Here is a 24,266-nt window from a genome sequence, read left to right as displayed (position 1 = left end):
TCCCGACCTCGACCGCTTCGACACCGACAGGATCCCGCTCTGCGCATGACGTACCCCGCGCCCTTCGACACCTGGTTCCCGGATGCCGCCTTCGACGGCAGCTACGGCTTCACGCTCGACACGCTGAAGGCGGTGCGACCGGTGCCTGCGCCGGCCGGGCTCGCCGCGCAGTGGCGCGCATGGCGGGAGGCGGCGCGCGGAGTCGATGCCGCGCCGGCGATCCTCTCGACGTCCGTGGTCGGCGGGCGCGAGGTGTCGCTGATCGAGCTGTCCGGGGCCGACGGGGTGCGCCTGCGGGCCTGGTCGGTCGCACCGGCCGCAGGGCTGCCGGCACGGGCCGGCATCGTGCACGGGCATGGCTACGGCGGACGCGACGAGGTGGATCTGCGCCGCGTGCCGGATGACGCTGCGGCGATCTTCCCTGTGGCCCGCGGCCTCGGCGCGCTGAACGCCGATGTGGGTGCGCCCGAGGACCGCGAGGCGCATGTGCTCGGCGGCCTGGAGAGCCCCGACACCTACGTGATCGGGCTGTGCGCCCGGGACCTGTGGCTCGCCGCGGACGCGCTGATCGCCCTGGCCGGCGACCTGCCGCTCTACTACGTGGGCGAGAGCTTCGGCGGCGGGCTGGGTGCGCTGGCGGTGCCGTGGGACGACAGGTTCATCGGCGCGACGCTCGTCGTGCCGACCTTCGGACAGTACGACGAGCGCCTGGCGGTGCCGTGCCTGGGCAGCGGCGAGTTCCAGCGCACCTGGGTGCTGCGGCATCCCGAGGCGCGCGACCAGCTGCGCCCCTTCGACGCCTCGTCCACCGCGGCGTTCTTCTCCGTGCCGGTGCGGGTCGAGGCGGCGCTGTGGGACCAGAACGTCCCGCCGCAGGGGCAGTTCGCCGTCGCGAACGCCGTGCCCGACCTGGACCTGCATGTGCTGCCCGCCGGGCACGCCGAGTACCCCGGTCTCGCCGAGGCGACGGCAGCAGCGGTGCACGGCGGACTGGCGCACCTGGACCGGGCGCTCGCCGGCTAGGCGGAGAGAGTCAGCAGACGCGCCGGATTGGCGACCAGCATCCGCTCGACAGCGTCGTCACCGACCTCCTCGCGCAGGCGCGGCAGGTAGCGGTCACCGAGGTACGCGAGGCCGGGCATCCCGCCGTAGGCGATGTAGCGCGTGCGGCGCGCGACGTCGCCGCCGAGCACGATGCGCTCGCCGGCGCCGCGACGCACGGCGTCGACGGTGAGGGCGAGCAGCTCGGCGTCGGAACGCGTGCGGGGGCGCGCGAAGCCGTCGTAGCCCAGGTAGGCGCCGCGCTCGGTCAGCGACGCGTGCAGCCCGGCATCCGGGTCACGGTCGGCGTGCGCGAGCACGACCCGATCGGATGCCACGCCCTCGGCATCCAGCAGGTCGAGCACCTCGTGCGCGGCGGTGCAGAACTCCAGGTGCACCATCACGGGCGCGCCGGTGATCCTGTGCGCCGCGGCGAGCGCGATCAGGGTGATGCGCTCGAAGTCGCTGATGCGCCAGTAATCGGCGCCGCCCTTGAGCACGCCGGCGCGCACCCGCTCCCCCGAGGGCGTGAGCGCCCTGGCACCGAGCGGGTCGTCGTCGCTCACCGGCATTCCCGACCTGGTCTCGGAGACGAACAGCTCGGCGAGCCGCTCCGCGCCCCAGGTGCGGATCGGGTGGTCGGCGGCGTAGTGCGCCTCGCGATGCCGCCCGGTGGTCGCGACGACGGCGAGGCCGGTCGCCGCACTGATCCGCGCGAGCGCCTCCGGGTCGCGGCCGAGCCCGAACGGCGTGGCATCCACCATCGCGTCGAAGCCGCTGTCCTTCAGCAGACCGGCCTCTGCACCCGAGGCGGCCTCGTCGTCGAGCTCGTCACCCGGCAGCAGCGGCGAGATCTGGAACAGGTGCTCGTGGTAGTTCACGCGGCCCAGCGACGCCGGGTCGATGTCGCCGAGGACCGTGCGAACGACGCCCATCAGCGCACGCTCTCCGCGGCGCCCGCCAGCTGCTCGACGATCTCGGGGGTCAGCTCGAGCTGGAACACGTCGGCGACGACCTGCGACCAGCCGTGGATGAAGTAGCGCCAGCCGTCGACCACGTGCAGGGCCCGATCCTGCTCCTGGGCGCGGGCCTGGTGCAGGAACTCGAGCGATCCGCGGTAGTTGAACTCCCAGACGTATGCGCCCTCGGGGAACACCACGGCGTCGGTGAGCGGCGAGCCGGGCCGATCCTTGCCGAGGCCGGTCGCGTTGGCGATCACGGAACCGGCGGGTGCCGCGGAGACGATCGCGTCCGCCTTCTCCGGCGACGGAGTGAGCACGTACTCGATGAGGCCCTCCGGCGTGCCGTGCTGCCGGTGCACCTCGCGCAGGTGGTCGAGCTTGTCCTGGCTGCGCGCGGTGACGATCACCCTCGAGGGGGCGTCCGTGCGCTCGGCGAGAGCCCAACTGAGCGCCGTGCCCGAGCCGCCGGCGCCGAGGATCACGACCTGCGCACCGGTGCGCGCGAAGTGATCGGCGGGCAGGAAGTCGTGCAGCGCCAGGTCGACCGTGATCGGGTCCTTGGCGCGGCCGATGAGGCGGTCGCCCTGCTTGGCGATCGACGAGATCTCCGAGCACGAGACCGCGAACGGGTCGAGCTCGTCGAACAGGTCGGATGCCGCGGTGTAGACGTTCATCTTGTGCGTGGTGACCAGCGCGCCGCGATGATGCGGGTCGTCGCGGATCTGCTCGACCATGGCGCGGTACTGCGCGGGCTCGGCGTCCATCGGCAGATCGTGGCCGATCAGGGTCCGCGTCGGCAGGCCGAGGATGTCGGCCCAGAGCGGGAACACCTTCATGATCGACGACGAGCCGGTCGTGACGCCGACGAAGCCCATGTAGTTGTCTGCGGTGGTCATGCGTTGCTCCTCACGGGGTGGGCCGGCTCATCGCCGCGCAGCACGGAGATGACGTCGTCGAGCGACATCCGGCCCATGTTGTCGACGGCCTGCGTGGTCTGGGCGCCGAGGTGCGGGGTGACGATCACCCGGTCGGCGAGGTCGTCGGCGAGCAGCGGGCTCGCGCTCGCTGCGGTGTCGCCGTCGAGGGTGTCGGCGGCGTAGCCGGAGAGCACGCCGTCGCGCAGCGCGCGGGCGACCTCGAGCTCGTCGACCAGGTCGGGGCGGGCGGTGTTCACGAGCACCGCGCCGGGGCGGATGCCGGTGATCCGCTCCGCGTCGACCAGGCGCTGCCCGCCGGGGGCATGCAGCGTGATCACGTCGGCGGCGCGGAACAGCTCGTCGAGACCCATCGGCTCCGCACCGGCGGCGCGGACGGCGTCGTCGGGGAGGAAGGGGTCGGTGGCGAGGACCCTGGTGCCGAAGCCGCTCACGCGCTTGGCGACGCCCTGTCCGATCCGGCCGAAGCCGACGACGCCGAGCGTGGCGGCGCCGAGCTCGCGTCCGCGGCGCACAGACCAGTCGCCGTCGCGCACGCGGCGGTCACCGTCGGGGATGTGCCGCAGCGCCGCGAGCATCAGCCCCACCGCGTGGTCGGCGACCGCGCCGGCGTTGGCACCCGGGGTGTTGGTGACCAGGATGCGCCGCGCCGCGGCGGCTGCGAGATCGACGGCCTCGGTGCCCACGCCGTACCGGGCGACGATCTTCAGCTTCCGTGCGACCGCGAGATGCGCATCGGTGACGGGACCGGTTCCGGCGATCCACGCGTCCGCGCCGTGCAGCAGCGGGCGCAGCTGCTCGAGGTCGTGGTGCGCGGGTCCGCGCATGATCCTGTGCCCGGCGACCGCGGCGCGGCCCTCGAGGTCGAGGTCGCCGCCCGAGAACGAACGGCTGGTGACGAGGATGACTCCCATCAGAGGGGCCTTTCTGCGAACCAGGGGGCGAGGACGGTGTAGGCGGCGGTGAACCGCTCATGACGCTGTGCGTAGACGGCATGCCGGGCGGCATCCGGTGTGAACTCGGCCGTGACCTCGCTCAGTGCCCGGGCCGCGGAGAAGTCGGCCAGGCCGAGCCCGACGGCCGCGGTGACCGCCGCTCCGAGGCTGTTCGCCTCCTCGACGATGGTGCGCCGGCGCACGGGCACACCCCAGACGTCGGCGAGGATGCCGAGCCACGCGTCGCTCTGCGCACCGCCGCCGACGGCGTCGATGCGATCGATCACCGCGCCGGACTCGCGGAACGCCTGGATGCAGGTGAGCAGGTTGAACGCAACGCCCTCGAGTACGGCACGGGTCAGGTGCGCGCGGGTGTGGTGGCGTCCGATGCCGACGAAGGCACCTCGGGCGTCCGGATCCCAGAGCGGAGCGCGCTCGCCGAGCAGGTACGGCAGGAAGTAGAGGTCTTCGGTGTCGAGCTCCCCGGCGGCCTCGGCTGTGAGGCGGGCGGTCTCGGGATGCCGCGGATCGGGCGAGAGCGCCTCGGAGATCCACTGCACGGATGCCCCGCCGGCCTGCATCGTGGCTGTCGGAACGAACGAGCCTGGCACGACGTTGTCGAAGGTGAAGGTGCGCATGCCCGGGTCGTGCAGCGGGGCATCCGCCGCGAACGAGATCCAGGAGGACGTGCCGAGACAGACGTAGGCGCCGTCCTCGGGGGCGACAACGCCCGACCCGACCGCGGCGAGCGGGCCGTCGCCGCCGCCCATCACGACCCGCACGTCGCGGTGCAGCCCGAGTGCCTCGGCCGCGGCATCCGTCAGCATGCCCGCGATCGCGGTGGACTCGAGGATCTCGGGGAACAGCGCAGGGTCGAGGCGCGCGGCAGCGAGCACCTCCTCCGACCAGGTGCCTGTGCGCTGATCGAAGGCGTTGGTGCCGGAGGCGTCGGAGCGGTCGGTCGCGAGCCGGCCGGTGAGGCGCAGCACGATGTAGTCCTTGGCGACGCAGACTCGGCGGACGCGCGCCCAGACCTCGGGCTCGTTGTCGCGCACCCACATGATCTTCTCGACGGAATAGGTGGGATTGAGGCGGTGGCCGAGCACCTCGTAGGCGTGTTCGGCACCGAGTGTCTTCTCGAGCTCGCGCTGCTGGGCGCCCGAGCGGGTGTCCGCCCAGATGATCGCCGGGCGGGCAGGCTCGCCGTCGGCGTCGAGCAACACCGCTCCCATCATCTGCCCGCTCACGACGAGGCCCTGCACGTCGGATGCGGCGGTGCCCGTGCGGGCGACGAGGTCGCGGGTGGCGGCGACGACGGCGTTCCACCAGTCGTGCGGATCCTGCTCGGCTATTCCTCCGGCGGCGAACCGGGCCGGGTAGGGCACGGTGACGGATGCCACGAGGCGGCCGTCGTCGTGGTGCAGGGACGCCTTGTTGCCGGTCGTCCCCAGGTCGTGCGCGATGATCACAGTCCGTGCCTGTCGTCAGAAGTAGGTGAGAAGTGCTTCGGAGTATATCCTGTAATTACAAGTTACCAGGAGGGTCATTCGTGAGCATTCACCCGGACATCCCCGTTCTCCTCGACGTGTCCGCCACAGGCGGGATCGAGGGGCGCAGCCGTCGCTACGAGAAGTTCCAGGGCGACATGGCCGGCGTCTACCGCGACGACACCGCCTGGGAGGCCGCCGTCGCCGAGCACGGCGCCGATGAGCTCGTGTACTGGGTCGACGACCACCGCTATCAGGAAGGTCCCGGCGCGCTCATCGTCGGTACCAGCACCCTGCTTCCCGGGAGGATCGGGGACGAGTTCGCGGTCACCCGCGGCCACATCCACGCCGTCTCCGACCGCGCCGAGCTGTACTACTGCCTGAGCGGCCGCGGCGTCATGCTCCTGGAGACCCTGGACGGGCAGTCCTCCGCCATCGAGCTCACCCCGGGCAAGGCGGTGAACGTGCCCGGCCACTGGATCCACCGCAGCGTCAACGTCGGCGACGAGCCGTTCGTCACGCTGTTCTGCTACGCCGCGGACGCCGGGCAGGACTACGGAGTCATCTCCGAAGCCGGCGGCATGAAGAACCTCGTCGTGGCCGACGGCGCGGGCTGGAAGCTTGCGCCCAACCCCGACCACACCGGCTATCGCGCGGCGGAGGCGTGATGTCGGCGCCGACCATCCTGCACGCGACGTTCACCGCGCTCCCCGGCGAGGGCGATCGCGTCGCCGATCTGCTGCGCGACTTCGCCGAGGCCGTGCGCGCCGAGCCCGGATCCGTCGTCTTCGACGCCACCCGGCTCGTCGATGCCCCGGAGCGCTTCTTCGTCTACGAGGAGTACCGCGACGAGGCATCCTTCCAGGCCCATCTCGCGAATCCCGCCGGCGTCCCGTTCAACACGGCCCTGCAGGAGCTCATCGTCGAGCCGCGATCGCAGCTGACCTTCCTGAAGCGCATCTGACGTCTCTGCTGCTGCGACGTCTGCAGGCACGTTCGACGCCTGCAGGCAGATCCCGCCGGATGATGCCCACAGGCGTGATTCCTGCGTGCAGGCGTCGCGCGGCGAATCCGCCCGCAACGAAAGAGGTCCCCCACCCGAAGGCGAGGGACCTCTTCTCGTCAGTCAGCTCATTCGTAGAGCACCGCGGCGATCTTCGGGTCGTCGAGGTTGGTCGAGTCGTACCAGTACGAACCGGTGTCGTAGAACTTCTCCACCGACTTGCCGTTGGCCAGGTCGTAGGCGGCCTGCACCACGGTCTTGCCGATGCCGATCGGGTCCTGCGTGATCGCGCCGGCGAGGACGCCGGACTTGATCGCGTCGACCTGGGCCGCACCGGAGTCGAAGCCGATCGCCGTGATGTCCTTGCTGGTCTTGCCCAGCTCCGACAGCGCGTTCGCGACGCCGACCGCGGATCCCTCGTTGGTGGCGTAGATGCCCTTCAGGTCGGGGTGCGCGTTCAGCATCGACTTGGTGATGTCGGCGGACTTCAGGTGGTCGCCGTCGCCGTACTGGATGTCGACGATCTTGATGTCGGGGTAGTCGGCCTTGATCTTGTCGACGAAGCCATCACGACGCTCGACACCGGTCGAGTTGATCTGCGAGTGCGCGACGATCGCGACGTCGCCCTTGCCGCCGATCAGCTCGGCCATGTGCTCGGCCGCGAGCGCACCGGCGACCTTGCTGTCGGTCGCGGCGAGGGTCTTGCCGACCTCGCTGTTGCAGGGTGCGTCGAAGTAGGCGACCGGGATGCCGGCCGAGTCGGCCGAGTCCATCAGCGGGATGCACGCCTCGGGGTCGAGCGCCGCGTAGGCGATCGCATCCGGCTTGGCATCGATCGCCGACTGCAGCATCTGCAGCTGCTTCTCGATCTCGGTCTCGGCGCCGGGGCCGTCGAAGTGGATCTTGACGCCGAGCTCCTTGCCCTGCTCCTCGGCGCCCTTCTTCACGGCCTGCCAGAACTGGTGCTGGAACCCCTTCGAGACCAGCTCGATGCTCATCTCCTTGGTGTCGCCCTTGTCGCCGTCGGCGGCAGGCGTGTCGCCCTTGCCGGTCGAGCAGCCGGCCAGAGCCAGCAGTGCCACCGTGGCGACCGCCGCTGCGGCGAACTTCTTTCCGTGCTTCATGTGAAACTCCATCGTTCTCTCTTGGTGGGTATTCGGGTGAAAGGTCTCAGGACTTGCCGCGATTGCGCAGCGAGTCGAAGAACACCGCGATCAGGATGACCAGGCCGGTCAGGATGTACTGCCACTCGGTCTGGATCGACATGCTGCGCAGGCCGTTGATCAGGATGCTCATGATGAACGCACCGATCACGGTGCCGACGATCGAACCGCGTCCGCCGAGCAGCGAGGTGCCGCCGATGATCACTGCGGCGATCGCCTGCAGTTCGTAGCCGGCACCGGCCGTGGGCTGTGCGGAACCGAGCCGCGCGGTCAGGAGCACGCCTGCGATGCCGATGAACACACCGGCGAACACGTAGACGATGATCGTCCAGCGCCGGGTGTTCACGCCCGACAGGCGCGTGGCCTCCTCGTTCGAGCCGATCGCGAAGGTGTAGCGGCCGAGGATGGTCTTGTTCAGCACCAGGTACGCGAAGACCGCGAGCACGATGAAGATCAGCACGCCCGAGGGCAGACCGGCGAAGTAGCCGTCGGACCACATCAGGATGGGGTCGAACTGCACGATCCCGGTGACCTGCTTGCGGACGTCGGGGGCGAACGTGATCGGCTTCACCTGCGAGATCACCAGCGCCAGGCCCTGCGCGATCATCATCATCGCCAGGGTGGCGATGAACGGGGGCAGGCGCAGGAAGGTGATGTTCAGGCCGTTGATGAGGCCGATCAGCGCGCCGGTGGCCAGGGCGCCGAGGACGCCGATCCACACCGGCAGGCCCCAGGCGGTGATGAACGTGCCCATCATCACCGAGCACAGCGTCATGCCGAAGCCCAGCGACAGGTCGATGCCGCCGGTGACGATCACGAACGTGGTGCCGAGCGCCAGGACGCCGACGAGCACGGTCGACATCAGGATGTTCTCGATGTTCGAGCTCGATGTGAAGTTCGAGCCGAAGATCGAGAAGAACACGAACAGCACGACGAGCGTGCCGAGTGCCAGGCCCTGCTGGACCGAGTTCTTCAGGGCAGCCGTGATGCGACCCTTCTGGGTGTTCTCGTTCACCGCGGTCTGCACGACGGTCGTGGTCGAGTCGCTCATCAGTTGTCCTCTCCGTGTGCTGCGAGATGCATGATCTTCTCCTGCGTTGCTTCCTCGTTGCGGAGCTCTCCGGTGACCTCTCCGTTCGCGAAGACCGTGATGCGGTTCGCGATCCGGAGCAGCTCCGGCAGCTCCGACGAGATGACGATGATGGACTTGCCCGCGTCCGCGAGCTGCTGCATGAGGCGGTAGATCTCGTCCTTCGCTCCGATGTCGATCCCTCGGGTGGGCTCGTCGAAGATGAGGATGTCGCAGTCGCGCATCAGCCAGCGGGCGATGACGACCTTCTGCTGGTTCCCGCCGGACAGCAGTTTGACCACCTGGTTGACCGAGGGGGTCTTCACGCGCAGCTGCTGCACGTACTCCTTCGTCTTGTCCTTCGCGGTGCGATCGCCCATCCACCCGATGCTGTTGGCATAGGAGGAGAGCGAGGCGAGAACCGTGTTGAACGTGACGTCCTGCTCGAGCATGAGGCCGAGCAGCTTGCGATCCTCGGAGAGGTACCCGATGCCGCGCTTCACGGCATCCTCCGGCTGGCGGATGCGGGTCTCCCGGCCGGCCACCGAGATGGTGCCGCCGTCACGGGGGTCGGCTCCGATCACCGCGCGCGCCGTCTCGGTGCGGCCGGCACCCATGAGCCCCGCGAAGCCGAGGATCTCACCCTTGTGCAGCTGGAAGGAGACGTCCTTCAGCAGCGCCTTGGTGGACAGACCCTGCACGTCGAGGACCACGGGCGCACCGCCGAAGTCACGCGGCTCGGGGCGCGCACCCTCATCGATCGCCCGGCCCACCATCATCTCGATGACGGTGGGGATGCTGATCTCGTCCTTCTCCAGCGATCCGATGTATGCACCGTCGCGCAGCACGCTGACGCGATCGGCGAGCCTGCGCAGCTCGTCCATCCGATGCGAGATGTAGACGATGCCCGTGCCGCGCGCACGCAGCTGGTCGATCAGGCCGAAGAGCGTCTCCACCTCGGCGTCGGTCAGCGCGGACGTGGGCTCGTCCATGATGAGCACCTTGGCGTTGAACGAGAGGGCCTTCGCGATCTCGACCATCTGCTGCTCGGCCACCGTCAGCTCGCCGACCTTCTCGCGCGGGTCGAGCGAGATGTCGAGGTTCTTCAGCAGCTCGGCCGTCTGCCGGTTCAGCTCCCGCTCGGAGACGAAGGGACCGCGGCGGGGCTCCCGCCCGATGTAGATGTTCTGCGCGACCGTGAGGTCGGGCATCATGTTGAGCTCCTGGTGGATGATCGTGATCCCCAGCTGCTGCGCCTGCAGGGGGCCGGTCAGCTCGACGGGCTGCCCCTCGAAGAAGATCTCCCCCTCGTCGCGCGTGTAGATCCCGGAGAGGATCTTCATGAGGGTCGACTTGCCGGCGCCGTTCTCCCCCACGAGCACGAGCACCTCACCGGCGCGCACCTCGAGATGCACGTCCTTGAGCGCCTGAACTCCGGGGAACCCCTTGCTGATGCCCTCGACCCGAAGGATGGGATCGCTCATTCCTCACCTGCTCCCTTGAAGGCTGGTTGGACCCGCGATGCGGAATCCGTTTCAAACATCGGATCAATTGTGCTGTGCGCGGCCATGTTGCGCAAGTTGTATCTAAATGTATCTAACGATGAGCCGGGACGGAAGACCTGTAATAACAAGTTGGTCACGACCTCGAGATCAGTGCAGCCGGATCGAGTCGACGGCGATCAGCCGGTCCCGGATGAACCGGTTGGCGTGCGCACCGAGTTCGTCGCTGTCGGTCCACAGGTTGCGCCAGATGCCGAGCATCCGGCTGAGGTCCTCTGCCACCACTGCGGATGAGAAGGACTCGAACACGATCGGGCCGTCATAGCCGATGCGGCCGAGCGCCTTGAAGAACGTGCCGAAGTCGACAGATCCGGTGCCGAGATATCCCCGGTGGCTCTCGCCGATGTGCACGTACTGCAGGGCGGGGGCGGTGTCCAGCACCGGCTGGAACATGTCGGACTCCTCGATGTTCATGTGGTACGTGTCCAGGTGCACTCCGAGGTTCGGGCGATCGACCTCCGCGAGATAGGCGAGCGCCTGCCGGCCCGTGTTCAGCACGTTCGTCTCGTACCGGTTGACCACTTCGAGAGCCACCTTCACCCCGCGGGAAGCACCGTGGTCGGCGACCCGGCCCACGACGGCCCGACTGGCAGCCAGCCCCTCCGGCGTGGCCGGCTCCATGTACTTCTTCATCGCGGAGTAGATCACGCCGCAGAAGTGCTCGCCACCGAGTTCCGCGAGCACGTCGACGGCACGGATCAGCAGCGCCTCACCCGCAGCGACGATCGCGGGGTCGGCGCTGGTGATGTCAGTCGACTCGGAGAGTCCGAGCGAGGCGCTCACCGCGAGCCCGTGCTCGGCGAGAGCGTCCTTCGCGGCTGCGACGTCGAACGAGAACGGGTCCATCAGGGGGAACTCGATCAGGTCGAAACCGGCCTGCGCGGTCTTCTCGACCGCCAGGCGGATGCCCTCCGCGTCGAAGGTTCCGGTCCAGACCAGGCCGTGGCATCCGATGTTCATGCTGCTCCCTCGCAGTGTTTGGCACGTTGCAATTGTGTTGTCAGGTGACGGTACTCTCGGGTTTGCAACGTGTCAAGAACCGCTACGCTGACCCCAGGAACCCAGGAGGATGCCGATGCCCGCCAGCGTCAAGGACGTCGCAGCACTCGCCGGCGTCTCAGCGTCGACCGTGTCGAACTTCCTGAACCACCCGCACGTGCTCAGCGAGCGCACCCGCGATCGCGTGCAGCGCGCCGTCGAGCAGCTCGGCTATGTGCCGAACGAGTCCGCCCGCCAGCTGCGTGCGGGCGAGGGCCGGACGATCGCGCTCATTCTGCTCGACGCCTGGCTCCCGTACTTCAACGAACTCTCCCGCGGCGTCGAGGACGTCACCCGGGAGGGCGGCTGGTCGCTGTTCTTCAGCAACAGCAACCGAGATGCCGCGCAGGAGCTGCGCAACATCGACATGTTCGAGGCGCACCGCGCCCGCGGCATCGTGATCTATCCGCTCGGAGACGTCGTGCCCCGCCTCGAGGGCCTCGCCGAACGCGGCATCCGCTCCGTCGTCATCGGCCCGCAGCACGGCGCCACCGCCGTCGGATCGGTGCCCTTCGACGATCGCGGCGGTGGCCGTCTCGCCGGCGAGCACCTGCTCGCGATCGGACGACGACGCATCGCCTTCGTGGGCGATCCGAGCACCGTCAGCCAGACGGCCGACAGACGGGCGGGGCTGATCAACGCGGTCGGGGACGAGCGCGTGCGCACCGTCCCCGCGCGCGGCCTGACCATCGACGCAGGCATGGCCGCGGCCGAGGAGCTCCTCGCCCTGCCCGCGGCCGAGCGCCCGGACGCCCTGTTCGCCGCGAACGACATGCTCGCGATCGGCGCACTCACCGTCCTGCTGCGCGCCGGAGTCTCGGTGCCCGGCGACATCGCGATCGTCGGATTCGACGACGTCGACCAGGCGCACCAGACCGTCGTGCCGCTCACGACCGTCCGGCAGCCGGGCTACGAGATCGGACGCGCCGCGGCATCCGCCCTGCTGCGTCAGTTGGAGGACCCGACCTCGCCGGCGCCGGCGGTCACGCCCTTCGCAGCAGAGCTCGTCGTGCGCGCCTCCACGGCCGGCTGAGCGGCACGAGCCGCGGTCTGCCCGCTCTAGGCCGAGGGATGCCCGACGACGCCCTTGCGCAGCAGCGCGTTGCCGTACTTGCGCGTCTCGCCGGTGCGCACCATCAGGTACGCGTCCTTCGCGACGTCGTAGTAGGCGAAGCGCTCCACGAACCGGGTGGTCGCCGCGTCGGTGCCCGCGGCCGCCATCAGCTCGCGCTGCACGTCGAGCACCGTGGCGTCGGCCGACTCCATGAGGTCGATGCCCGGCGCATCGTCGAGCGGGAGCACCGAGCGGATCGCCGCGACGACCTCGGGCGTCGAGGTGCCGGGCAGGTCGATCACGCGCTCGCCCAGCGCCCAGGCCGGGAAGTGCGCATCGGCGACCACCACCGAATCGGAGTGCCCCATCCGGTCCAGATGCAGCAGCAGCTCACCGGTGAGCAGCGGGTTGATTCCCTCAAGCATCCGTCAGTCCTTCCTCGGCGAGCTCGGCCCACAGCTCTGCGGGGATGTCGAGCGCGGCGTATTCGGCGTTCTGCACGAGCTGGGCGGGCCTGCTGCCGCCGACCACGACCGAGCGCACCACGCCCGCCTGCAGCGGGAACTGCACCGCGGCAGCGGGCAGCGGCACGTCGTGGGCGCGGCAGATCGCGGCGATCCGCACCAGCCTGTCCCAGAGCTCATCGGGCAGCTGGCCGTATTCGTAGCGGCCGTCGCGCCGCGGCTCGCTCTGCGCGAGCAGGCCGGAGTTGAAGACGGATGCCGCGACGACGCCGGTCCCGCGCGCGGCGCAGGCGGGCAGCACCTCAGCGGCCGCCGGCTGCTCGAGCAGCGTGTACCGCCCGGCGACCATGATCAGGTCCAGATCGGCCTCGCGCACCGAGCGCGCGAGCGCCTCGGAGACCATGGAGCCGACGCCGACGGCATCCACCTGCCCTTCGGCGCGCAGCGCCTCGAGCGCGGGGAACGCGCTCTCGATCGCGAGATCCAGGTCGTTGCGCTCTGGGTCGTGCAGGTAGAGCAGGTCGATCTTCTCGATGCCGAGTCGCTCGCGGGACTCGTCGAGGCTGGCGCGGATGCCCGCTTCGGTGAAGTCCCACACCCGCTGCAGGTCGTCGGGCACATGGAAGTCGTTCGCCGTATCGAGACCCGTCGGCGACGGATTCGATCGCAGCAGGCGCCCCGCCTTGGTCGACAGCACGAACTCGTCGCGCGGCTTGGTCTGCAGGAAGGCGCCGAGCCGTCGCTCCGAGAGGCCGAGGCCGTAGTGCGGCGCGGTGTCGTAGTAGCGGATGCCGGCATCCCAGGCCGCCTCGAGGATCGCCCACGCCTCGTCGTCGGTGAGCTCGCGGAACAGGTTGCCGACGTTCGCGGCCCCGTAGCCGAGCTTCGGGAACTCAGACGGCATGCTGCCCCTTCCAGGTGTACTCGGCGATGCTGTCCGCCTTCATCTCCATGCCGTTGCCCGGCGCGGTCGGCGCCATGTACGACCCGCCCTGGATGTCGGTGGGCACGACGAAGTGCTCGTGCAGGTGGTCCACGAACTCGATCATGCGCCCCTCGCGGGTGCCGGTGACGGCGACGAAGTCGAACATCGAGAGGTGCTGCACGGCCTCGCACAGGCCGACGCCGCCGGCGTGCGGGCACACCGGCACGCCGAACTTGGCGGCCAGCAGGAGGTTGGCGATGTTCTCGTTCACGCCGGCGACGCGCACGGCGTCGATCTGCATGACCTCGATGGCCTGCGCCTGCAGCAGCTGCTTGAAGATCATCCGGTTCTGCGCGTGCTCGCCGGTGGCGACGCGGATCGGCGCGACGCCGCGGGCGATCTCGGCGTGCCCGAGCACGTCGTCGGGGCTGGTGGGCTCCTCGATCCAGGCGGGGTGGAACTCGGCGAGCGCATTCACCCACTCGATCGCCTCGGAGACCTCCCAGCGCTGGTTCGCGTCGATCGCGATCGGGAAGTCGGGTCCGACCACCTCGCGCGCCTTGCGGAACCGTCGGATGTCGTCCTGCAGGTCGGCTCCGACCTTGAGCTTGATCTGGGTGAACCCGTCCGCCAGCGCCTCGCGCGCCAGCCGCTCGAGCTTCTCATCCGAGTAGCCCAGCCAGCCGGGGCTGGTGGTGTAGCCGGGGTAGCCGGTGGCGAGCAGCTGCTGCTCGCGCTCCTCGCGGCCCTCCACGCCGGCACGCAGGATCTCGAGCGCGTCCTCGCGGGTGAGCGCGTTGGTCAGGTAGCGGAAGTCGACCAGGTCGACGAGCTCCTCCGGCGTCGTCCTGGCGAGCAGCTGCCACAGCGGCAGTCCGGCGCGCTTGGCCTTGATGTCCCACAGGGCGTTGATCACGGCGCCGATCGCCATGTGCATGACGCCCTTCTCGGGCCCGAGCCAGCGCAGCTGCGAGTCTCCGATGATGTCTCGGAAGGTGCCGCCCATGTCGTCCAGCAGCGGTTCGATCTCCCGGCCGACCAAATGCCCGGCGAGCGCGTCGATCGCCGCGACCTGCACGTCGTTGCCCCGGCCGATCGTGAACACGAACGCATGACCGGCGTCGCCGGCATCCGTCCGAACGATGACGTACGCCGCCGAGTAGTCGGGGTCGGGGTTCATCGCATCCGAACCGTCGAGGCTCAGGGATGTGGGGAAGCGGATGTCGCTGGTGTCCAGCGCGACGATACGGCTCACGGGGCTCCTTCAGGTCACTTGGAGTGTAAACATCGGATGTCTATACTGTCAACGAGCGCGCCGCTGCGCTGTCGACGAAGAGGAGAACCATGAAGTTCGCGCGAATGGGAGAGCCCGGGAGCGAAGTGCCCGTCGTCATCGACGGCGATCACACCTACGACCTGCGCCCCGTGACATCGGATGTGAACGGCGACTTTCTCGCCGACGATCCGGTCGGGCGCACGCAGGCGGCGCTGGATGCCGGCTCCCTGCCGGAGATCGCGGATGCCGCGACCCTGCGTCTCGGGTCGGCGATCGCGCGGCCGAGCGCCGTGATCTGCATCGGGCAGAACTACGCCGCGCACGCCCGCGAGTCCGGAGCCGAGCCGCCCACCGTGCCGATCATGTTCCTGAAGACGCCGAACACCGTCGTCGGCCCGGACGACACCGTGACCATCCCCCGCGGCAGCGAGAAGACCGACTGGGAGGTCGAGCTCGGCATCGTCATCGGGGCGCGCGCCGCGTACCTCGACTCCCCCGCCGAGGCCGCCGCGCACATCGCCGGCTACGTCGTGGCGAACGACGTCTCGGAGCGCACCTTCCAGATGGAGGTCTCCGGCGGGCAGTGGTCGAAGGGCAAGATCGCCTACGGCTTCAACCCGACCGGCCCCTGGCTGGTCACCCCCGACGAGGTGGATGCGCAGAACCTGCGTCTGCGCAGCTGGGTGAACGGCGAGCCGCGTCAGGACTCGAACACGAACGACATGATCTTCGACATCCCGACGATCGTGCACCACCTGTCTCAGTACGTCACCCTCGAACCCGGCGACCTCATCCTCACGGGCACGCCTCAGGGCGTCGCCTTCGGCGGGAAGTTCCCGTATCTGAGGGCCGGAGACGTCGTCGAGGTCGAGATCGAGGGCCTGGGTCACCAGCGCCAGAAGTTCGTCGCATGGAAGGCAGAGAAGTGAGCGGTCAGGTCGAAGGGCTGGTGGCGATCGTCACCGGCGGAGCATCCGGGATCGGCGCGGCCATCGCCGCGGCGCTGCACGAGCAGGGCGCGCAGATCGCCGTGCTCGATCGCGACACGTCGGGCGCCGACGAGCGCTTCGCCGCGTTCACCGCCGATGTCTCGGATCGGGCATCCGTCGATGCCGCTGTCGCGGCCGTCGCGGAGCGGTTCGGCCGCATCGACATCGTGATCAACAACGCCGGCATCGGCGCCCAGGGCGACGTGACCGCGAACGACGACGACGAGTGGGCTCGCGTGCTCTCGATCAACGTCACCGGCATCGCCCGCGTCACCTCAGCTGCACTGCCGTGGCTGCGGAAGTCGCCGTCGGCGGCGGTCTGCAACACGGCATCCATCGCCTCGACCACCGGTCTGCCGCAGCGCGCGCTGTACTCGGCGTCGAAGGGAGCCGTCTCGGCGCTGACCCGCGCGATGGCCGCCGACCACCTGCGCGAGGGCATCCGCGTCAACGCGGTCAACCCGGGCACGGCCGACACCCCGTGGGTCGGACGTCTGCTCGACTCGGCCACCGATCCCGCAGCCGAGCGCGCCGCGCTGAACGCCCGTCAGCCGCACGGCCGTCTGGTCTCGCCCGATGAGGTCGCCGGCGCCGTGCTCTACCTGGTGTCCCCGGCATCCGGCTCGACCACCGGAACCTTCATCGAGGTCGACGGCGGGATGGCGCAGCTGCGCCTCCGCGCGGAGTAGGAGTCCCCCGAAGGCCGCCGGCGTTCGCACCGGCGGCCTTCGTCGTCTCCGCCGCGTCGTCAGGCGACGCGCTCGTGCGGCTCCGCGAGCACCGGCTGCACCGGGCGGCCCGGCACCAGGGTGCCGTCCGCGACGAACCCCTCCGGGCGGCCGCGCAGGTCGGCGATGAGGCGCGCACGGCACGACTGAAGTGCGGATGCCGCGTCGGCGTCCGCCGACAGATCGTGCAGCTCCTGCGGGTCCTCGACCAGGTCGAACAGCTGCTCGACGCCGTTTCCGGACAGCCAGACGTACTTCCAGCGGCCCATCCGGATCCACTGCATCGAGTGCCCGAGAGCGATGTGCTCGCCGTGCAGGTGCGGCTCGTCGTCCGTCAGCACCGCCGAGGGCGAGGCAGAGATCCGTGCAACGGCCGGGGCCGGCTGTCCGGTCCATGGCGCCGCCTCCCTCCGCGCGACCGCGGAACCGAGATCGCGCCCGTCGACATCTCCCGGCACCGGCACGCCGGCGCAGGCAAGCAGGGTCGGCATCACATCGCGCAGCTCGACGATCTCGTCGCTGACCTGCTGCGCATCGATCGTGGGCCCGGCGAGGATCATCGGCACCCGCGCCGACCCCTCGTACGGGTACCCCTTGCGCCACAGGTGGTGGTCGCCGAGCATGTCGCCGTGGTCGGAGGTGAACAGGATGTAGGTGTCGTCGGCGACCCCGAACTCCGCGAGGATCTCGAGGAACCGGTTGATCTGCGCGTCGATGTGGCTGATGTGACCGTAGTACCCGGCACGCGCCCGATGCGCGGTGCGGGCGTCGTACTGCGCGACGTTCGCATCGGGCAGGGCGTCGTTGCGCAGGTGGTCGAACTCCCCCGCCCAGTCCCCCACCGGCGGCTCCGCGAAGGGAGCGTCCAGATACTGCTCGAACGCCCATGCCGGCGGATCGTAGGGCGCGTGCGGCCGGTGGAACGACAGGTACAGGAAGAACGGCCGGGTGGGGTCGCGGCGGTACAGCCAGTTCTCCGCCTCGGTCACGACCCAGTTGGTCGGATGCAGGCGTTCGGCCTTGTCCCAGGGACGGGCCACCACCGAGTTGCAGTTGATCCCGTTCTCCAGGTAGTCCTCGACCGCCGACGACCCCGCCTGCGCGCGCAGCCAGGTGAGGTAGTCGTCGTAGAACCGGGCATCCCGCTCCCGCCGCCGGGAGTGGTGCAAGTAGCCGTCGTGCAGGATGACGTCGTCGAAGCCGATGCGCACCCGCTCCGGCGAGTAGTGCATCTTGCCGATCGCCTGCGTCTGATACCCGCCGGCCGCGAGCGAGCGCGGCAGCGTCTCGGAGATGTCGAATTCGACGCCGTCGGCGTAGCCGACGCGGCGGTGGTGCTCCTGCGACAGTCCGGTCAGCAGCGCCATCCGCGCGGGTACGCACGTCGGCGTGGCGGAGTAGGCGTTCGAGAACCGCACTCCACGCGCGGCGAGCGCGTCGAGGTACGGCGTGCGCACGATCGGATGCCCGTCGGCGGAGAGGCAATCGCCCCGCCACTGATCGACGCAGATGAGGACGACGTTCGGCGATGAGGGCATGGTCATGACGCTACTCCGGGCGGCCTTCAGCGGATGCCGTAGAAGTCGAGCGCGTTCGACCACAGGACCTTGTCGACGTCCAGTCCCCGATCCGTCGCCCACTGCGCGACGGTGTGGCACCAGTCGTCACGCATCCCCTCCATGAAGAAGTCCTCGCCGCCGTCGTCCGACGACGTCATCGCCGACACCGGCCAGTCGCTGCCCCACATGATCCGCTCCTCGCCGAACTCCTTCGCGACGACGTCGAGGAACGGCTCCAGCTGGTCCTCGTCCCAGCGACCACCGGCCTCGGCGGGCAGCCCGGAGAGCTTCACGTACACCTGCGGGTGGCGCGCGAGCTGCGCGATGTCCCAGCGCCACTGCGAGGTCGGCCGCAGCGGCGCATCGTCGGTTCCGACGGCCGGCTTGCCCATGTGGTCGAGCACGATCCGCAGCCCGGGAACCGCTTCGGCGAGCGCGGTCACGTCGGAGATCTGGTGCTCGCGCACGCAGGCGTCGAAGGTCCAGCCGCGGGATTCCACGGCGCGGGCACCCTCGAGGAACGCCGAGGTGCGCGCGAACCCGTCCTTCTCGCCCTGCAGCAGGTGCCGCACGCCGACGACGCGATCGTAGGCGGCCAGCTCGTCGAGATGCTTCACGGTCTTGCGGCCGCGGTCCAGCCGGGCACCGGCGACGATCGCGACGACGCCGCTCTCGAGGGCGATCGAGTCCACCCAGCGCACCTCGTCGATCGCCTGCTTCTCGACGGGGTCGGCCTGCACGAAGATCGCGACCTGCTCGTCGACATCCTCGATCTGGTCGTCGAGAAGCTGTTCTGCGGCGAAGGCGCTGTTCAGATCGCCTTCGAGCCAGCGGTAGGTCAGGTACGTGGGGTCCCAGAGATGCAGGTGGGAGTCGACGACGCGCATGCCTCCCATCCTGCCCCAGACATCCGATCACTGTGCGAGGATGTCGCCATGGCAGTGACTGATGAGGCGATCGAGAAGATCAAGGCGATGATCGTCTCCGGCGAACTGGGCCCGGGCGACCGGCTGCCGCCGGAGAAGGAGCTCGCCGAGCGGCTGGGGCTGTCGCGCAATTCCATGCGCGAAGCGGTCAAGGCCCTCGAGGTCATCCGCGTGCTCGATGTGCGCCGCGGCGACGGCACCTATGTCACGAGCCTGGAGCCGCACCTGCTGCTCGAGGCGATCACCTTCGTGGTCGACCTGCACGACGACGACTCGCTGCTCGAGCTGTTCGCCGTCCGGCGGATGCTGGAGTCGCAGGCCACCGGCCTTGCCGCCGGCAACGCCACGGCCGACGAGGCGACGAAGCTGCAGGACGAGGTCGCGTCTGTGGATCCCGAGACCGTCACGCTCGACGACCTGGTCGCGCACGACATCCGGTTCCACCGCGAGATCGTGCGGCTGACCGGCAACGACTACCTGGCGAGCCTGATCGAGAGCCTGAGCAGCCAGACCGTGCGGGCTCGCGTCTGGCGCGGACTCACCGAGCAGAACGCCGTCGACCGGACGCTCTCCGAGCACCGCGCGATCGCCGACGCGATCGCGCAGCACGACTCCGCCCTGGCGACCTCGCTCGCCACGGCGCACATCGCGGGCGTCGAGCGCTGGCTGCGCCAGGCGGCGGAGGCCTGAGGCGGGTTCAACCGCCCAGTCGCACCATCGTCTCGTCGAACTCGGCCGCCGACGCATCGCTGGTCGGGTCGGTGAGCATCGCCTCGATCACGTCGGGCGCCGCCGTGAAGTAGGGCACGCCCGCCTCTCGCAGGCCGACGATGTCGGCCGGCGAGCGCAGGCTCGCCGCGAGCACGTTCGTGCCGCTGCCCTCGCAGACCGCCTGCATGCGCGCGATCATCGTGTCGCCGTCGATCCCGGCATCCCGCATCCGGCCCAGGTACGGAGCGACGTAGTGCGCTCCGATGCTCGCGCACGCGAGCGCCTGGGCGACCGAGTACACCGCGGTGACGAGCACGGTCGCACCGTCGCGCACCAGGGCGGATGCCGCGGCGAAGCCCTCGGTCGTCGCGGGGACCTTCACCGCCACACGGTCTCCGAGGGAGAGGATGCGCTCGGCGTTGCGCAGATAAGCCGCGCGATCCGCACCCCAGGTCTGGAAGAAGACCTCGTGCGCTCCCCTGCTCACCCAGTCGGCGTACAACCCGGGGATCTCGGCCGCCCTGCGTCCGCCGCGTTCGAGGATGGTCGGGTTGGTCGTCACCCCGTGCACGACGCCGGTCGCGAGCAGTGCGTTCACGCGGTCGCCGTCGGCGCTGTCCACGTACAGGCGGGGTGCGGTCATGCGAAGCTCCTTCCCCAACCTGTCGTTACAGGTTCGGATGCCGCTAATGTAATGACAGCGTCGCCCCACTGTCAAAAGGGTCGCGCCGTCGACGACGATCGAGGAGTTCCATGCCGACCGAGCAGACCGACCGTTCCGGCGTGGTGATCGTCGGCAGTGTCACCGCGGATGTCACCACCTTCTCGCAGCGCCTCCCCGCCCGCGGCGAGACCATCCTCGGCGACCAGTTCACCCTGCTGCTGGGCGGCAAGGGTGCGAACCAGGCGGTCGCGGCCGGTCAGGCCGGCGCCCGCACGAGCTTCGTCGGATGCGTCGGCGACGATCTGTTCCACGACCTCGTCGTCGACGGACTGAGCGCCGCCGGCGTCGACCTCGCCCACCTGCGCACCGTGCCCGGCCCGACCGGCATCGCGCACATCCGCGTGGATGCGTCGGCGCAGAACGACATCGTCATGGTCCCTCTCGCGAACGCCCACCTCAGCACCGAGCAGATCGACGCGGCGCTCGAGGCCCTCGCCCCGACCACCTCGGTGCTCCTCACGCAGCTCGAGACCCCGGCATCCCTCACCCGGCACATCACCGCACGAGGGCAGCAGCTCGGCATGACCGTGGTGCTCGATCCGGCGCCCGCGGCGCCGCTCGATCCGGATGTCTGGCCGAACATCGACATCGTCACCCCGAACGAGACCGAGGCGACGCTGCTCAGCGGCATCGAGGTCGCAGACGCAGCCTCGGCCGAGCGCGCCGGGCGCTGGTTCCTCGAGCAGGGCGTCAGGGCGGCCGTGATCACGATGGCCGAGAAGGGCTCCTGCGTGGTCACCGCGGAGGGCACGACGTTCATCGACCCGATCCCCGTCGAGCCGGTCGACACCACAGCCGCCGGCGACGCCTACGCGGGTTACCTGGGCGCCGCCCTCGCCGACGGCTGGCCTCTGGACCGGGCCACCGCGCTCGCCAGTGCCGCGGGCGCCATCGCCGTCACCCGGCAGGGCGCCTCGCCGAGCCTGCCGCACCGCGCCGAGGTCGACGAGCTGCTCGCAGCATCCCGAGTGTGAAACACGTCTGAAGGAGCACCCGCATGCGCAAGACATCCACGACGATCAACCCGGCGCTGTCCCGCGTGATCAGCGAGACCGGCCACACCGATCTCATCGTCGTCACCGACGCCGGCCTGCCGATCCCACCGGGTTCCGAGCGGATCGACCTGGCCTACCGGCCCGGTGCCCCGGAGTTCCTCGACGTGCTCGACACCGTGCTGGCCGAGCTCGTCGTCGAGGGCGCGACGGTCTCCGCAGAGGTCGCCGAGCGGAGCCCGCACGTCCTGGATGCCCTGCGCGAGCGCCTGCCCGGCATCGAGATCGAGCTCGTTCCGCACGTCGAGTTCAAAGAGCGCACCCACGCGGCGCGCGCGTTCGTGCGCTCCGGCGAGTTCACCCCCTACGCGAACGTCATCCTGCAGGCGGGGGTGGCGTACTGACCATGAGCGAGTCACTCGAGGCGATCGACCGCCATTCCGCCGCGCCGATGTACGACCAGCTGCGGCAGCTGATCATCGACGGAATCGAGCGCGACGGCCTGCAGCCCGGCGATCCGCTGCCCGGCGAGCACCGGCTGTGCGCGCAGTACGGCATCTCCCGCACCGTCGTGCGGCAGGCTCTCGCCCAGCTCGAGCACGAGGGGCTGGTCGAGCGGGTGAAGGGCAAGGGCACGTTCGTGGCGAGGCCGCGCACGGCGGAATCGCTCGTGCACACCCTCATCGGCCTGTTCGACGAGGTCGAGCAGCGCGGCGGTCACGTGCACAGCGACGTGCTGCGTCACGAGCGCGGCACAGCGGATGATACCGTCGCCGCTGCCCTGGAGATCCCCGTCGGAGCGCCGGTCGTGGTGCTGGAGCGCCTGCGTCATGTCGACGGGGACGCCTGGTCCCTGTCGACGACGTGGATGCCGGAGGACGTCGGCGCGGTCACGCTCGACGCCGACCTGCGCGAGGCCTCGCTCTACCGGCTGCTCGCGGCGCACGGCATCCGCGCGACGCACGGCGTGCGCTCCGCAGAGGCGACGGTCGCGACCCATGAACAGGCGAACCGTCTCGGCGTGAGTGCCGGATCGGCCCTGCTGCGACTGCGCAGCGTCAGCCGTGACGAGACCGGCCGGCCGATCGAGTTCTTCATCGCCCACCACCGCGGCGACCGCTCCCGGTTCGAGTTCCAGCTCAGCGACGAGCAGGGCCGCGCGGCCCTGCTGCACACAGACGGAAACTGATTCAGCCGCCGACGACCCCTTCGAACAGCCCGATGTGGTTGCCGTCCGGGTCGACGATGACCGCCCACCAGCTGGTGTCGGTGATCGCGCTCTTCTCCATCGCGACGCTGCCGCCGGCGGCCTTCGCCGCGGCGAGCGTGTCGTCGATCGAGTCGACCTCGACGTAGGATCGCGGCTGCGTGAAGCCGTCGTCGCGCGGCGCGAGACCGCCGCCGCTGATGCCGTTCGGGGCCTGCCACGTCGGGTACCCCTCGAAGCCGGGCATCTCGGCGATGTTCCAGCCGAACAGTCCCGAGTAGAACGCCGCTCCCTTCGCCAGGTCCGCGACCGGGATGTCGATGTGCGTGATGTCTCCGTGCGCCATGAACGTCTCCTCTCCTTGGTCCCCAAGGGCAAGTCTGCGCCCGGCACGGACGTCGGACAAGGCCGATACCCTCGATTCATGAGCGAATGGGTCAGTTCCGCCATCCGCGTGCTCGAAGCCGACGGCAACCGGTCGGCCGACACGCACCTGCATCTCTTCCCGCTGCCTGCGGAGTGGGGCATCGACCTGTATCTGAAGGACGAGTCGGTGCATCCGACGGGTTCACTCAAGCACCGTCTGGCGCGCTCGCTGATCCTGTACGGCCTGGTGAACGGCCTCATCGATGAGGGCACGACGCTGGTCGAGTCGTCCAGTGGCTCGACCGCGGTCTCCGAGGCGTACTTCGCTCGCATGCTGGGTCTGGAGTTCGTGACCGTCGTGCCGCGCTCGACCACGCAGGAGAAGATCGACCTGATCGAGTTCTACGGCGGCCGCTGCCACCTCGTCGACCGCGCCGAGGACATCTCCCCGGAGGCCCGCCGCCTGGCATCCGACTGCCGCGGCCACTACCTCGACCAGTTCACCTACGCCGAGCGCGCGACGGACTGGCGCGGCAACAACAACATCGCCGAGAGCGTGTTCAGCCAGCTGTCGCAGGAGCGGCATCCGATCCCCTCCTGGATCGTCGTCGGCGCCGGCACCGGCGGCACCAGCGCGACCTTCGGCCGGTACGTGCGGTACCGGCGGCACGAGACGAAGGTGGCCGTCGTCGACCCGGAGGGCTCCGCGTTCTACGCGGGCTGGAAGGGCGACGCGGATGCCACGGGAAAGCCTTCGAGGATCGAGGGCATCGGCCGCCCGCGGGTCGAGGCGTCGTTCGTGCCGAGCGTGATCGACGAGATGATCCAGGTGCCGGACGCCGCATCGGTGGCCGCCATCCGGCTCCTGCGCGAGCGCACCCTGCACTGGGCGGGCGGGTCGACCGGCACGAACCTGATCGGCGCGTTCCAGCTGATCTCGCGGATGCGGGACGCCGGTGAGACCGGCAGCGTCGTGACCCTGATCTGCGACGGCGGCGTGCGCTACGCGCAGACCTACTACAACGACGAGTGGGTGGCAGCGCAGGGCTGGGACCTCGCACCGCACCGCGAACGGCTGGAGCGCTTCCTGGAGTCCGGGGCCTGGTGACAGTCGTCGCGGATGGGTTTCGCACCTTCCGCGGCCCCGGCG

26 protein-coding genes are annotated in these 24,266 nt (G+C 69.7%); 11 read left to right on the top strand and 15 right to left on the bottom strand.

Annotation, left to right across the window (positions count from 1 at the left end; all coding sequences use genetic code 11):
* Positions 1-45 precede the first annotated feature (45 nt).
* A complete protein-coding gene (locus ACFVAE_RS13445; RefSeq protein WP_378892949.1) occupies positions 46-1,023 on the top strand; it encodes an acetylesterase in 978 nt (325 codons plus the stop codon).
* On the opposite strand, the gene ACFVAE_RS13440 is transcribed toward ACFVAE_RS13445, so the two are convergent.
* From ACFVAE_RS13440 to xylB, 4 genes are read right to left on the bottom strand one after another with little or no spacing between them, the layout of a single operon-like run.
* Positions 1,020-1,976: a phosphotriesterase gene (locus tag ACFVAE_RS13440; protein WP_378892945.1), complete on the bottom strand. Its 957-nt coding sequence runs from the start codon at positions 1,974-1,976 to the stop codon at positions 1,020-1,022. The two genes, ACFVAE_RS13445 and ACFVAE_RS13440, sit on opposite strands and share 4 nt — an antisense overlap.
* Positions 1,976-2,899 (bottom strand): shikimate dehydrogenase family protein, encoded by a 924-nt coding sequence (locus ACFVAE_RS13435; protein WP_378892943.1) that lies wholly within the window; start codon positions 2,897-2,899, stop codon positions 1,976-1,978. The genes ACFVAE_RS13440 and ACFVAE_RS13435 overlap by 1 nt, the downstream gene beginning before the upstream one ends.
* Positions 2,896-3,852, bottom strand: coding sequence for an NAD(P)-dependent oxidoreductase (locus ACFVAE_RS13430; protein ID WP_378892940.1), 957 nt, complete (start codon positions 3,850-3,852; stop codon positions 2,896-2,898). Before ACFVAE_RS13430 ends, ACFVAE_RS13435 begins: the two co-directional genes overlap by 4 nt.
* Positions 3,852-5,342, bottom strand: coding sequence for a xylulokinase (gene xylB, locus ACFVAE_RS13425; protein WP_378892938.1), 1,491 nt, complete (start codon positions 5,340-5,342; stop codon positions 3,852-3,854). Before xylB ends, ACFVAE_RS13430 begins: the two co-directional genes overlap by 1 nt.
* Positions 5,343-5,422: 80 nt before the next feature.
* On the opposite strand from xylB, the gene ACFVAE_RS13420 reads away from it, so the two are divergent.
* Both ACFVAE_RS13420 and ACFVAE_RS13415 read left to right on the top strand, forming a co-directional pair.
* Positions 5,423-6,028, top strand: coding sequence for a glucose-6-phosphate isomerase family protein (locus ACFVAE_RS13420; RefSeq protein ID WP_378892935.1), 606 nt, complete (start codon positions 5,423-5,425; stop codon positions 6,026-6,028).
* The gene (locus ACFVAE_RS13415) at positions 6,028-6,324 is read left to right on the top strand and encodes a putative quinol monooxygenase (protein WP_378892933.1); all 297 of its coding nucleotides are present in this window, start codon (positions 6,028-6,030) and stop codon (positions 6,322-6,324) included. The genes ACFVAE_RS13420 and ACFVAE_RS13415 overlap by 1 nt, the downstream gene beginning before the upstream one ends.
* A 167-nt stretch (positions 6,325-6,491) precedes the next feature.
* On the opposite strand, the gene ACFVAE_RS13410 is transcribed toward ACFVAE_RS13415, so the two are convergent.
* From ACFVAE_RS13410 to ACFVAE_RS13395, 4 genes are all read right to left on the bottom strand, one after another.
* Positions 6,492-7,487, bottom strand: a complete 996-nt coding sequence (locus tag ACFVAE_RS13410; protein ID WP_378892931.1) for an ABC transporter substrate-binding protein — start codon at positions 7,485-7,487, stop codon at positions 6,492-6,494.
* A gap of 46 nt (positions 7,488-7,533) precedes the next feature.
* Entirely contained in the window at positions 7,534-8,577 is a 1,044-nt protein-coding gene (locus ACFVAE_RS13405; protein ID WP_378892929.1) for an ABC transporter permease, read from the bottom strand.
* A complete protein-coding gene (locus ACFVAE_RS13400) occupies positions 8,577-10,079 on the bottom strand; it encodes a sugar ABC transporter ATP-binding protein (protein WP_378892926.1) in 1,503 nt (500 codons plus the stop codon). The genes ACFVAE_RS13405 and ACFVAE_RS13400 overlap by 1 nt, the downstream gene beginning before the upstream one ends.
* A gap of 168 nt (positions 10,080-10,247) precedes the next feature.
* Positions 10,248-11,117, bottom strand: coding sequence for a sugar phosphate isomerase/epimerase family protein (locus ACFVAE_RS13395; RefSeq protein WP_378892923.1), 870 nt, complete (start codon positions 11,115-11,117; stop codon positions 10,248-10,250).
* 115 nt (positions 11,118-11,232) lie between these two features.
* On the opposite strand from ACFVAE_RS13395, the gene ACFVAE_RS13390 reads away from it, so the two are divergent.
* Positions 11,233-12,228, top strand: a complete 996-nt coding sequence (locus ACFVAE_RS13390) for a LacI family DNA-binding transcriptional regulator (protein WP_378892920.1) — start codon at positions 11,233-11,235, stop codon at positions 12,226-12,228.
* A gap of 26 nt (positions 12,229-12,254) precedes the next feature.
* Here ACFVAE_RS13390 and ACFVAE_RS13385 read toward each other — a convergent pair whose 3' ends face one another.
* The 3 genes from ACFVAE_RS13385 to ACFVAE_RS13375 are packed head-to-tail and all read right to left on the bottom strand — an operon-like array spanning position 12,255 to position 14,893.
* Entirely contained in the window at positions 12,255-12,674 is a 420-nt protein-coding gene (locus ACFVAE_RS13385) for an RbsD/FucU family protein (RefSeq protein WP_378892918.1), read from the bottom strand.
* Entirely contained in the window at positions 12,667-13,617 is a 951-nt protein-coding gene (locus ACFVAE_RS13380) for an aldo/keto reductase (protein WP_378892915.1), read from the bottom strand. Before ACFVAE_RS13380 ends, ACFVAE_RS13385 begins: the two co-directional genes overlap by 8 nt.
* Entirely contained in the window at positions 13,607-14,893 is a 1,287-nt protein-coding gene (locus ACFVAE_RS13375; RefSeq protein ID WP_378892913.1) for an L-fuconate dehydratase, read from the bottom strand. Before ACFVAE_RS13375 ends, ACFVAE_RS13380 begins: the two co-directional genes overlap by 11 nt.
* Before the next feature lie 89 nt (positions 14,894-14,982).
* Here ACFVAE_RS13375 and ACFVAE_RS13370 point away from each other — a divergent pair, with 89 nt between their 5' ends.
* On the top strand, positions 14,983-15,843 hold the full coding sequence (locus ACFVAE_RS13370) for a fumarylacetoacetate hydrolase family protein (protein ID WP_378892910.1): 861 nt from the start codon (positions 14,983-14,985) through the stop codon (positions 15,841-15,843).
* Entirely contained in the window at positions 15,825-16,592 is a 768-nt protein-coding gene (locus ACFVAE_RS13365; protein ID WP_378892907.1) for an SDR family NAD(P)-dependent oxidoreductase, read from the top strand. Before ACFVAE_RS13370 ends, ACFVAE_RS13365 begins: the two co-directional genes overlap by 19 nt.
* Positions 16,593-16,651: 59 nt before the next feature.
* Here ACFVAE_RS13365 and ACFVAE_RS13360 read toward each other — a convergent pair whose 3' ends face one another.
* Together ACFVAE_RS13360 and ACFVAE_RS13355 are read right to left on the bottom strand one after the other, a co-directional pair.
* Positions 16,652-18,169: an arylsulfatase gene (locus tag ACFVAE_RS13360; RefSeq protein ID WP_378892904.1), complete on the bottom strand. Its 1,518-nt coding sequence runs from the start codon at positions 18,167-18,169 to the stop codon at positions 16,652-16,654.
* A 26-nt stretch (positions 18,170-18,195) separates the two neighbouring features.
* Positions 18,196-19,077, bottom strand: coding sequence for an amidohydrolase family protein (locus tag ACFVAE_RS13355; protein WP_378892901.1), 882 nt, complete (start codon positions 19,075-19,077; stop codon positions 18,196-18,198).
* Positions 19,078-19,125: 48 nt separating this feature from the next.
* Here ACFVAE_RS13355 and ACFVAE_RS13350 point away from each other — a divergent pair, with 48 nt between their 5' ends.
* Positions 19,126-19,806, top strand: coding sequence for a FadR/GntR family transcriptional regulator (locus ACFVAE_RS13350; RefSeq protein WP_378892898.1), 681 nt, complete (start codon positions 19,126-19,128; stop codon positions 19,804-19,806).
* A gap of 7 nt (positions 19,807-19,813) precedes the next feature.
* On the opposite strand, the gene ACFVAE_RS13345 is transcribed toward ACFVAE_RS13350, so the two are convergent.
* Positions 19,814-20,470 carry a transaldolase family protein gene (locus ACFVAE_RS13345; RefSeq protein ID WP_378892896.1) on the bottom strand — a complete coding sequence of 219 codons (657 nt, stop codon included), beginning with the start codon at positions 20,468-20,470 and terminating at the stop codon, positions 19,814-19,816.
* A gap of 110 nt (positions 20,471-20,580) precedes the next feature.
* On the opposite strand from ACFVAE_RS13345, the gene ACFVAE_RS13340 reads away from it, so the two are divergent.
* Genes ACFVAE_RS13340 through ACFVAE_RS13330 form a run of 3 tightly spaced genes read left to right on the top strand, consistent with a single transcriptional unit; the run spans position 20,581 to position 22,732 of the window.
* The gene (locus ACFVAE_RS13340) at positions 20,581-21,525 is read left to right on the top strand and encodes a ribokinase (protein WP_378892893.1); all 945 of its coding nucleotides are present in this window, start codon (positions 20,581-20,583) and stop codon (positions 21,523-21,525) included.
* 23 nt (positions 21,526-21,548) lie between these two features.
* Entirely contained in the window at positions 21,549-21,947 is a 399-nt protein-coding gene (gene rbsD, locus ACFVAE_RS13335; RefSeq protein WP_378892890.1) for a D-ribose pyranase, read from the top strand.
* A gap of 2 nt (positions 21,948-21,949) precedes the next feature.
* A complete protein-coding gene (locus ACFVAE_RS13330; RefSeq protein WP_378892887.1) occupies positions 21,950-22,732 on the top strand; it encodes a GntR family transcriptional regulator in 783 nt (260 codons plus the stop codon).
* 1 nt (position 22,733) lies between these two features.
* Here the strand turns inward: ACFVAE_RS13330 and ACFVAE_RS13325 are convergent, their stop codons facing one another.
* Positions 22,734-23,096, bottom strand: coding sequence for a VOC family protein (locus ACFVAE_RS13325; RefSeq protein WP_378892884.1), 363 nt, complete (start codon positions 23,094-23,096; stop codon positions 22,734-22,736).
* Positions 23,097-23,174: 78 nt separating this feature from the next.
* Here ACFVAE_RS13325 and ACFVAE_RS13320 point away from each other — a divergent pair, with 78 nt between their 5' ends.
* Positions 23,175-24,224, top strand: coding sequence for a PLP-dependent cysteine synthase family protein (locus ACFVAE_RS13320; protein ID WP_378892881.1), 1,050 nt, complete (start codon positions 23,175-23,177; stop codon positions 24,222-24,224).
* Positions 24,225-24,266: the final 42 nt, after the last annotated feature.

The organism is Microbacterium sp. NPDC057659 (assembly GCF_042799915.1).
Taxonomy (GTDB): domain Bacteria; phylum Actinomycetota; class Actinomycetes; order Actinomycetales; family Microbacteriaceae; genus Microbacterium.
The sequence above is the reverse complement of the archived record's forward strand: the minus strand, read 5'-3'. Positions and strand labels throughout refer to the sequence as shown.